This is a genomic window from Proteiniphilum sp. UBA5463 (assembly GCF_002427225.1).
Lineage (GTDB): Bacteria > Bacteroidota > Bacteroidia > Bacteroidales > Dysgonomonadaceae > Proteiniphilum > Proteiniphilum propionicum.
The window spans coordinates 1-6,756 of the sequence record NZ_DIQL01000022.1 but is presented as its reverse complement, the minus strand read 5'-3'; the positions used below and the strand labels follow the sequence as shown (position 1 = coordinate 6,756).

At 41.8% G+C, this 6,756-nt stretch carries 7 protein-coding genes and 1 pseudogene; 4 read left to right on the top strand and 4 right to left on the bottom strand.

Annotation, left to right across the window (positions count from 1 at the left end):
* A partial coding sequence (locus B3B27_RS03755; protein ID WP_286846891.1) for a methylenetetrahydrofolate reductase occupies positions 1 to 699 on the top strand: 699 nt, incomplete at its 5' end.
* A 4-nt stretch (positions 700 to 703) separates the two neighbouring features.
* Here B3B27_RS03755 and B3B27_RS03750 read toward each other — a convergent pair.
* A complete protein-coding gene (locus B3B27_RS03750) occupies positions 704 to 1,735 on the bottom strand; it encodes an inorganic phosphate transporter (protein ID WP_286846889.1) in 1,032 nt (343 codons plus the stop codon).
* A 57-nt stretch (positions 1,736 to 1,792) separates the two neighbouring features.
* The gene (locus B3B27_RS03745) at positions 1,793 to 2,440 is read right to left on the bottom strand and encodes a DUF47 domain-containing protein (RefSeq protein WP_286846888.1); all 648 of its coding nucleotides are present in this window, start codon (positions 2,438 to 2,440) and stop codon (positions 1,793 to 1,795) included.
* Between the two features lie 395 nt (positions 2,441 to 2,835).
* Between B3B27_RS03745 and B3B27_RS03740 the strand changes: the two genes are divergently transcribed.
* From B3B27_RS03740 to B3B27_RS03730, 3 genes and pseudogenes are all read left to right on the top strand, one after another.
* Positions 2,836 to 3,945 carry an ATP-binding protein gene (locus tag B3B27_RS03740; protein ID WP_286846893.1) on the top strand — a complete coding sequence of 370 codons (1,110 nt, stop codon included), beginning with the start codon at positions 2,836 to 2,838 and terminating at the stop codon, positions 3,943 to 3,945.
* A gap of 149 nt (positions 3,946 to 4,094) precedes the next feature.
* Positions 4,095 to 5,237: pseudogene (locus B3B27_RS03735) on the top strand (PSP1 domain-containing protein); the annotation flags it as partial.
* Between the two features lie 16 nt (positions 5,238 to 5,253).
* Entirely contained in the window at positions 5,254 to 5,715 is a 462-nt protein-coding gene (locus B3B27_RS03730; RefSeq protein ID WP_286846886.1) for a gliding motility lipoprotein GldH, read from the top strand.
* Positions 5,716 to 5,724: 9 nt separating this feature from the next.
* Here B3B27_RS03730 and B3B27_RS03725 read toward each other — a convergent pair whose 3' ends face one another.
* Both B3B27_RS03725 and B3B27_RS03720 read right to left on the bottom strand, forming a co-directional pair.
* On the bottom strand, positions 5,725 to 6,363 hold the full coding sequence (locus B3B27_RS03725; protein ID WP_286846885.1) for a YceI family protein: 639 nt from the start codon (positions 6,361 to 6,363) through the stop codon (positions 5,725 to 5,727).
* A 63-nt stretch (positions 6,364 to 6,426) separates the two neighbouring features.
* Positions 6,427 to 6,756, bottom strand: a 330-nt coding sequence (locus B3B27_RS03720) for a hypothetical protein (RefSeq protein WP_286846883.1), incomplete at its 5' end; no start/stop codon positions are given.

Sequence of the window (6,756 nt, the reverse complement as noted above, 5' to 3'; positions counted from 1 at the left end):
AATAAATACGGTATTCGGGCGGTGCCTCACATTATTTCACAGGGCTTTTCAAAAGAAGAAACGGAATATGCGTTGATTGATCTTTCATTTCTGGGTGTTACTGACCTGTTGTTGTTGCGTGGTGACACCAAAAAATTGGATGTCGACCAGCGAAAAATGGATTGTCACTCTTACGCAACAGGATTACAGGAGCAGGTGAATAATTTTAACAACGGGATTGCCTTGGATGGTTCCACGTTCCCGGCGCCTGAAACTCCGTTTACCTATGGGATGGCATGTTATCCCGAGAAACATGAAGAGTCGCCCAATATGGAATCAGAGATCTATTATACTAAAATGAAAGCTCAGAATGGTGCTGATTATCTTGTGACGCAAATGTTTTTCGATAATCAAAAGTACTTTGATTTTGTTGATCGTTGCCGTGCCGAAGGAATTACTATTCCCATCGTTCCCGGTGTAAAGCCCATTCATCTAAAAAATCAGCTGAATGTCCTTCCCAAGATATTCAGGACGGAAATTCCCGAAGACCTGGAGCGTGAACTGCGCAAATGCAAAACCGATGCCGATGCCGTAGAGGTAGGAGTGGAGTGGTGCCTTTTGCAAAGTAGGGAGTTGGTGCAGCGGGGTGTACCAGGAATCCATTTTTATGCTTTAGGTGCAACTGAAAGTATTTACCGGGTGGCCCGGGAGGTATATTGACAAACTAAAAATAAAGAAATTTTCCCGCCGTAAAATAAACCGTGGCGGCAATCAGTGCGCTGACGGGAATGGTCAATATCCATGCAACAAGCAACTTTCGGGTAACTCCCCAGCGGACAGCTGATAGGCGTTTTACCGAACCAACACCAATGATTGCACCCGTGATGGTGTGAGTAGTACTTACGGGAATTTTTAGGAACTCGGTGAGGTACAGTGTGAGGGCACCGGCAGTTTCCGCAACAACTCCTTCAAAAGGAGTCACTTTGGTGATACGTGTCCCCATAGTTTTTACTATTTTCCAACCACCGGACATCGTGCCCAGCGAGATGGCAAAGAAGCAGGAGAACGCTACCCAGTTGGGTAAATCGCTGATGGACTCAATTCCAAATCCTATTTCAGGGTGCTGGATATGGGTGGCGATTAATGCGGCGGCGATGATGCCCATTACTTTTTGAGAGTCGTTCAGCCCGTGGCCGATACTGAACAGGGCAGATGATACGAGCTGGAAATGCTTAAACCACGTATTTGCCTTGTGCGGATTCGTACGCCTTACAGACCATTGTAAGGCGATGGTAAGAATCATGGCTACCAACATCCCTACCAGGGGCGCAATGAAAATAAAGGAAGCAATCTTCACAATCACGGAAACCTTGATGACCGAAAAACTGGCCCATTTTGCAATGGCCGCTCCGGCAAATCCTCCAATCAACGTATGCGAAGACGACGAAGGAATCCCAAGCCACCAGGTCAGTAAATTCCACGTAATAGCTGCCACTAACCCGGAAAAAATAATGGGAAGAGTGATGAATTCGGCAATCACGGTTTTTGAAACAGTGTCGGCAATCCCGAAGCCGCCAATGAGGTATTTAGCAATGAAGAAAGCGACAAAGTTAAACATGGCTGCCCACAAAACGGCTTGAAAGGGAGTCAGCACCTTGGTGGAAACGATAGTGGCAATGGAGTTGGCCGCATCGTGAAAACCATTTATAAAGTCAAAAATTAGCGCTAAGGAAATAATAACGATCAATAACGTCATACGGATTATTATAAGTTAAGATAAAATAGAATGAAAAACAGCAAGGTAATAACTCCTTTACGCGTATTTTACGATAATCGTTTTTATAATCTTCCCTACGCCTTCAGCTGCATCGGTGGCTTTTTCAAGCTCAAACATGATTTCTTTCTTTTTTATTAATTCGATGCTCTCTTTTTGATTTTCAAATAAGTCGATAAGGAAGTGTTCATAAACATCATCAGCCCTGTTTTCAATAAGATGTAGTTCCCGGCAATAATCCGAAACTCTTTTTCTACTTTTCTTCAGGACATCCAATTCATTTACGGCTTTTTCTATCTGGGCAGATGCTTCAATAATCAGTTCGACCATATCTTTGGCTGCAGCCGGCATCTCTTTGGGATTATACAAAAAAACTTTTTTGGCAGCGCTATTGATATAATCTGTGACATCGTCCATTTTGGTTGCCAGGTTATGAATATCTTCACGATCAAAGGGTGTGATAAAAGTAGCATTCAGTTCGTCAAAAATTTTGTTGGAAAGGGTATCCCCTTTGCGTTCCTCCTCTTTAATTTTCTTGTAGTAATCTGCAGCATTAGCGTGATTGCCTTTTTCCACAAACTCCAACATTAAATAAGATGCTGATTTTATTACTTCTACTATCCCCTTCAAAAGCGGAAAGAACTTAGGTTCCTTTGGGGTGAACTTGCTAAAAAATGAATTATTCATTGTTCTTTTGTATCTATAAATTTCAGAAAATGGGCGCGGAACAGGCGCAGATTTTTTTGATCAATGCGAGCTTATAAGCAAAAAATCACGCAAAATTACTTCATTTTTTTAATTCTGAGTTAAGAAATTGTTTTGGATTTTAAATTTCTTCAAAATTATCCGCTATTATGCATAATTTGAAAATCCAAATCCATCAAAAAGTAGGCATGAAACAAAAAAAGGCATAAACCATGGCATGACAAAAATTAAAACAGTTTCAACAATGAGGATAAAAAACAACAATCCATTAACGGACAACTAAAAAGCTTATAGAAGACGGCACAAAACGTTTTCTTGACACGCTTTTCAGTTTCGCTCTTTTTCATTACTTTTGTATGATCAAGAACGGAGGATACATGTATTTTCGTAATATCATAGGGCTTCACGATGTTAAAAAACATCTGACCGATTCCGTGCAGCGCGGCTTTATTCCGCATGCCCGGTTGTTTCATGGTCCGGAAGGTGTGGGAAAACTGCCGTTGGCCATTGCTTATGCCAGATACCTGAACTGTGAAGACAGAGCGGTAGAAGATTCCTGTGGAAAATGTGCATCGTGTCACAAATTCGATAAACTGATGCATCCCGACCTGCACTTTGTGTTTCCAGTGGTAAAATCGAAAGTTAGCGATGAGTATTTGCCCGAGTGGCGTGAGTTTTTAAGCGGACAGGCTTATTTCAACCTGAACGATTGGCTCAACTTCATAAATGCCGAGAATGCACAGGGTATTATTTATTCAAAGGAAAGCGATGAGATTATACGCAAACTAAGCCTGAAGGTTTACGAGGCGCCATATAAGATTATGATTGTATGGCTGCCTGAAAAAATGCACGATGCATGTGCCAACAAGTTGCTGAAAATGATTGAAGAACCACCCGAGAAAACAATTTTTCTGTTGGTTTCAGAAGATTTGGAACACGTGCTGCCCACTATTCAGTCGCGTTGCCAGCCGTTAAACATCCGGGCTGTCGAGCCGGACGAAATGGTGGCATCCATCCGGTCGGTTTATGGTTTGCAGGAAGAGGAGGCAAAGTACGTGGCGCACATTGCCAATGGTAGCTTTTCAAAAGCCGTGAGCATCATTCAGTCTGCTGACGACAACAAATATTTTTTTTCGTTGTTTAAGGAAATGATGCGCTCTTCGGTATCGAGAAACATTAAAGCGATAAAATCGGTTGCGGGTGAAATGGCTTCTATGGGCAGGGAAATGCAGAAAAGCTATTTACTATATAGCCTGCGACTGTTTCGGGAGTTTTTTATAAGCAATTTCAATGAACCCGATATGATTTATCTCAGTGAAGAAGAAAAAGAATTTGGTGAACGTTTTGCTCCTTTTATCAACGAAGGAAACATCCAATCGTTTAACGATGAGTTTCAGCTTGCCTACCGGCAAATTGAGCAAAACGGAAATGCCAAGATCATTTTTTTGGATTTATGTTTAAAAGGCACAATGCTTTTAAAAAAATAAGTTATTCAATATTCTGCGGAGCGAATAATGCTAACGAAGTAAGCGGGCTATAAGTAATTGAATTACACGCAGTCAAACAACGTTTGCCTTTAGGCAATATCAATGTATGTATTATGGACAGAGAAAAATTATCAGATAAATTAGCGGACATTGTCCCTGAAAGAGTAACAACTGTACGAAACAGCGGTTCTTGCAAGGGATGTCCCAAACACTCTACTAAACTTCATGTTTATGATTGGTTGCACGACTTTCCCGAAATGCAGGAACTGACCAATATGGTAGAAGTTCAGTTTAAAAATACCCGGAAAGGATATTACATAAACAGCAACAATATCGATTTGAAAAAGGGCGATGTTGTGGCCGTTGAAGCTTCTCCCGGTCACGATATTGGAACGGTAACACTTACCGGAAAGCTTGTAGAGGCGCAGATGCGTAAAAACAACTATCGAGAAGATGGCAATAGTGGCCCGAGGCGGATTTATCGGATAGTGCGCCCGGCGGATTTGGAAAAGTATGAGCTGGCCAAAGCCAAAGAACAACCTACCATGATTCGTTCCAGAGAGATAGCTGAGAGTCTTGGCTTGAATATGAAAATTGGAGACGTTGAATATCAAGGGGATGGAAGTAAGGCCATTTTCTACTACATTGCTGACGAGAGGGTGGATTTTCGTCAGTTAATCAAAGATTTTGCTGCGGAATTCAGGGTAAAGATCGAGATGAAGCAAATTGGCGCACGTCAAGAGGCCGGAAGGATAGGGGGAGTTGGACCATGCGGACGTGAGTTGTGCTGTAGCAGTTGGATGTCAAGCTTTGTATCGGTATCTACTTCAGCAGCCCGATACCAGGATATCTCCTTTAACCCGCAAAAACTAGCGGGACAATGTGGAAAATTAAAATGCTGTATGAATTATGAAGTAGACGCGTATGTGGAAGCCAGCAGGAGGTTGCCTTCGCGTGAGATTGTCCTGCAGACCAAAGACAGTGATTATTTTCACTTCAAGACCGATATTTTGTCGGGACAGATCACGTATTCTACCGACAAGAACAATCCGGTAAACCTGGAGACAATCTCAAAAGACAGGGCATTTCAAATCATAGAATGGAATAAAAAAGGGAAAAAACCTTCAAAGTTAGCACCTGAGACGGAGCCCGGTGAAACAAAAGAAGAAACCATTCAGAACGATTTGCTGGGAGATCAGAGCATTACCCGTTTCGATAAAAAGGAGGGTGGAACTACTTCAAAAAGGAGAAAGCCAAGGAGGGGAAGACAGGACAACAGAAACAGGAAAGGAAAACCACCGAAACAAAATGAGGAGTAAGCTGTTTATTGGGTTTTTAGTTGTTTTTGCTTTTTTATCTTCGTGTGATGAAGGAGTGGTTTATTACCGTTTTCATTCGATCAAAAACAGCAACTGGAACCAGGCTACAGCTGATTTTTTAATCGACTCGCTTACCGTTGACCCTGATAAACGATACGATATCGTGTTGGAGATTGTTAATAACAACCAGTATCTTTACCAGAATATCTGGTTACTCGTTCAACAGAACATAACAGATACCACATTTGTTAGCGACACTGTCGAGATAACACTGGCTGATTCTCATGGAAAATGGCTGGGAAAAGGTAGTGCGGGGCTTTATCAGTTGTCGGTTCCCTACAAGGCGTCTGTAGCCCTGGATTCCACGCGTGCTTATCTTGTCCGTATCCGTCAGGTAATGAAAGACAATCCTATTAAGGGTATTGAGAAAGTGGGTGTTTTGATACAATGAGTGTACGGCTTATTCTGGACTGCCGGGTAAGTTTAATTGTGCACTTTCCGCAGGCTGGATGTTGCATATCATTTTCAGGTTAATATTGATCATTTCGTCTACCTTAAGCATACCCATCATTTGCACGGGAGGTTCCAGTCCGAAGTCACGAATATTTATGTGTTTTTCAATGTCAAAAATGTAGCCCGTACCGTTTCTTTCGGTTTTAATGGGGAATTGGTATTTTTTTGTAACCCCCGTAATGGTTACATCAACAACAGCCACGCCTGTGTTAGAATTTGGGTTTTCGGGTAAGTCTATGTGATTGAGTTGAATATCCATCGTGGGGTATTCGTCGGATTTCAATAGTTTATAAAAATCCCTGAGGGCCATCTTATTGCTTGAAGTAAATCTTTTCACCGGTACAACTAGCCGGTTTTCGCTCAGGTAAAGTTTTTTATTGTTTTGTGATGCAGTGATGATCATGTTTTTTTGAATGAAGTTCTCACTGCTTTGGGTTAGTGTGAAATTAACAATATTGGAGGTGCCGTTTATCGATAAACTGCTGTTTTTATTCACGTCTACAGCAACTACTGATGAAGATGTCTGTGCGACGACAACTCCTGTAGTCAGTATGCCTGTAAGTAAGAGGGTAAATAAAGCTTTCATTGTCAATTTTTTTTAAAAAAGAACCAAACCGGTATCAATTTACCGGCTTGGTTTTTATTGTTCTTAAAATGCTATGGATCCCTGCAAAGTCAATCCGTTGAACTCTGCACCGTCTTGTATGGATCTGGCTGGAAATCCGTTGTATTTTTGGTTTACATATTCAATTTTAGCCATAACGTTTTTTGTCATATACCAACCGGCTGCAATGGCTACGCGATTTATATCCACTTCGTAATGATTGGGTTCACCTTGTGCAGCTCCCATATCCGCTTTCATTGTGTTATAGCGGGCACCTACATAAAAATCTTCATCGGCTCCGAAACGGACCACCAAATCTGCTACAAATTGATTGGATTTTTTCACATCAGGCTCGTTAGCACCTCTCCCGCCTGC